2 protein-coding genes are annotated in these 3,243 nt (G+C 68.5%); both read left to right on the top strand.

The window, feature by feature from the left end; genetic code table 11:
• Positions 1–329, top strand: a 329-nt coding sequence (locus DBR36_RS09360) for an Rv3654c family TadE-like protein (RefSeq protein WP_108318791.1), incomplete at its 5' end; no start/stop codon positions are given.
• Positions 330–389: 60 nt separating this feature from the next.
• A partial coding sequence (gene topA / locus DBR36_RS09355) for a type I DNA topoisomerase (RefSeq protein WP_258222691.1) occupies positions 390–3,243 on the top strand: 2,854 nt, incomplete at its 3' end.

The raw sequence follows: 3,243 nt of genomic DNA, 5'->3' as shown, positions 1-3,243 counted from the left end.
TGCCCGGAGCGGTCGCCACGACCGGGATCGTCGCCGTCGTGGTGGTCGTGAGCGTCTCTCTGACGCTGGTCGGCGGCGCCGCGGTCGCGGCGCAGCGACTGGCCGGAACCGCCGACGCGGCGGCGCTCGCGGCGGCCGACGCGGCGAGCGGCGCGGTCGCGGGTAGTCCCTGCGCCGAGGCCCGGCTCGTCGCCGAGGCGGGCGGGGCGCGCCTCACCTCGTGCGAACTCGACGGCCTCGTCGCCACCATCGGCGTCGCCGGGGCGTACGGTGGAATTTCATTCGATGCGCATTCGCGGGCCGGACCCCCCGATGCTTCGAGCCCGTGAGACCTCTCGGAACCCGGACAGAAAGGCGTGTGTATGGTGTGCATCGACGAAAGGACCCCAGTGGCAAACGGCAAGAAACTCGTCATCGTCGAGTCCCCGACGAAGATGAAGTCGATCCAGGGATACCTCGGCGACGACTACGAGGTGCTCAGTTCGGTCGGTCACATCCGCGACCTCGCATCGAAGAAAGAGATCCCCGCCGACAAGAAGGCGGCGTACGGCAAGTACTCCATCGACGTCGAGAACGACTTCGACCCCTTCTACGTCGTCAACGACCGCAAGACCAAGACGGTGGCCGAGCTCAAGCGGGCTCTCAAGGGCGCCGACGAAGTCCTGCTCGCCACTGATGGTGACCGCGAGGGCGAGGCCATCGCGTGGCACCTGCTCGAGGTCCTCAAGCCCAAGGTTCCCGTGCGTCGCATGATCTTCCACGAGATCACCAAGGACGCCATCAAAGAGGCCGCCGAGCACACCCGTGAGCTCGACGTCTCGCTCGTCGACGCCCAAGAGACGCGTCGCGTCCTCGACCGCCTCTACGGCTGGGACGTCTCGCCCGTGCTGTGGCGCAAGGTCGGTTCCGGCCGCGAGGGCACGGCGCTCAGCGCCGGCCGCGTGCAGTCGGCCGCGACCCGCATGGTGGTCGAGCGCGAGCGCGAGCGCATGGCGTTCGTCTCCGCCTCCTACTGGGACGTCGAGGCGCTCGCCTCGCAGGCCGGTTCGTCGTTCACCACGCGTCTGAACCGCCTCGACGGCGCCCCGATCGCCCGCGGCGGCGACTACGACGACAACGGTCAGCTCAAGAAGGCCGTCGTCGTCCTCGACGAGACCGCCGCCCGCTCGCTGGCCGACGCCATCACGGCCGCCGGTCGCGCGACCGTCGCCAAGGTCGAGGCCAAGCCCGGAACCCGCAGCCCGCGCGCCCCCTTCACCACCTCGACCATGCAGCAAGAAGCGGGTCGCAAGCTCTCAATGAGCGCCAAGCACGCCATGGGCGTCGCGCAGCGGCTCTACGAGAAGGGCTTCATCACCTATATGCGTACCGACTCGGTCGCGCTGTCGGGCCAGGCCATCTCGGCCGCCCGGGCGCAGGCCGTCGCTCTGTACGGCGACAAGGCCGTGCCGGCCAACCCGCGCGTCTACAAGAGCAAGTCCAAGAACGCGCAAGAGGCGCACGAGGCCATCCGTCCCTCTGGTGAGACCTTCCGTACGCCGTCGTCGCTCGCCTCCTCGCTCGACCGCGACGAGCAGAAGCTGTACGACCTGATCTGGAAGCGCACGGTCGCCAGCCAGATGGCGGATGCCAAGTACGAGACCACGACGGTGACGCTCACCGTCGACGCGGCCGATAAGGTCGCCGAGTTCACGGCATCCGGAACCGTCTACACCTTCAAGGGCTTCCTCGAGGCGTACGAAGAAGGCGCCGACGAGAAGCGCAACGACCGCGACACCGACGCCGACCAGTCGCTCCCGGCCGTGTCGGTGGGCGACGAACTCGCGATCAGCGACGTCGAGCCCAAGGGGCACAGCACCTCGCCCAAGCCCCGCTACACCGAGGCGAGCCTGGTCAAGGCCCTCGAAGAGAAGGGCATCGGCCGTCCCTCGACCTTCGCCAGCATCATCGGCGTGATCCTCGACCGCGGCTACGTCACCAAGCGCGGCCAGGCTCTCGTTCCGAGCTGGCTCGCGTTCAGCGTGGTGCGCCTGCTCGAAGAGCACTTCGCCGACCTCGTCGACTACGACTTCACGGCGGCCCTCGAGGACGACCTCGACGCGATCGCCCGCGGCGAGCAGCGTCGCACCGAATGGCTGAAGGAGTTCTACTTCGGCTCCGACAAGCAGATCGGTCTGCGTCACATCGTCGACAACCTCGGCGAGATCGACGCGCGGGAGCTCAACTCGACGCGCATCACCGACACCGCCACGCTGCGCTTCGGCAAGTACGGCCCGTACCTCGAGGTCACCGATCCCGCGGCCGAGGCCGACGCCAAGCCGCGCATCGTGAACATCCCCGAAGACCTCGCCCCCGACGAGCTCACGCCCGAGAAGGCGCAGGAGCTCATCGATGCTCCCGTGGCGGGCGACCGCGTGCTCGGTGAGAACCCCGAGAACGGCAAGCTCGTCGTCGTGAAGGACGGGCGTTTCGGTCCGTACGTGCAAGAGGTGGATGCCGAGGAGCCCGACGAGGTCGATCAGGCCACCGGCGAGGTCGTCGAGCAGCCCAAGAAGCGCACCACCAAGAAAGAGGCCGCGCCCAAGCCCCGGACGGCGTCGCTCTTCCGCTCGATGTCGGTTGACACGATCGACCTCGGTACCGCCCTGCAGCTGCTCTCGCTGCCGCGCGTCGTCGGAGCCGACCCCGAGACGGGTGCCGAGATCACCGCGCAGAACGGCCGTTTCGGCCCGTACCTCAAGAAGGGGACGGACTCCCGCTCCCTCGACAACGAGCAGCAGATCTTCGACATCACGCTCGATGAGGCGATCGCGAAGTACGCTGAGCCCAAGTACGGCGCTCGCCGTGCTTCCAGCGCGCTCAAGGAGTTCGACGCGGATCCCGTCAGCGGCAAGCCGATCCGGCTCAAGGACGGCCGATTCGGCCCGTACGTCACCGACGGCGAGACGAACGCGACCGTCCCGCGCGGCGAGAACGCGCTCGAGATCACCTTCGAGCGGGCCGTGGAACTGATCGCCGACAAGCGGGCCAAGGGCCCGGCCCCGAAGAAGGCGACGACCGCCCGAAAGACGACGGCGGCCAAGACCACCGCGGCGAAGACGACGGCGGCCAAGTCGACGGCCGCGAAGACGACGGCCGCGAAGACGACCGCGGCCAAGTCGACGACCGCGAAGACGACGGCCGCCAAGACGACGGCGGCGAAGACCACGGCGACCAAGGCGACCACGACACGGAGCACGGCCG

This window comes from Microbacterium sp. HMWF026 (assembly GCF_003061325.1).
Lineage (GTDB): Bacteria > Actinomycetota > Actinomycetes > Actinomycetales > Microbacteriaceae > Microbacterium > Microbacterium testaceum_E.
Note: the sequence above shows the minus strand (reverse complement) of the source record. Positions and strands in the feature narration are given on the sequence as shown.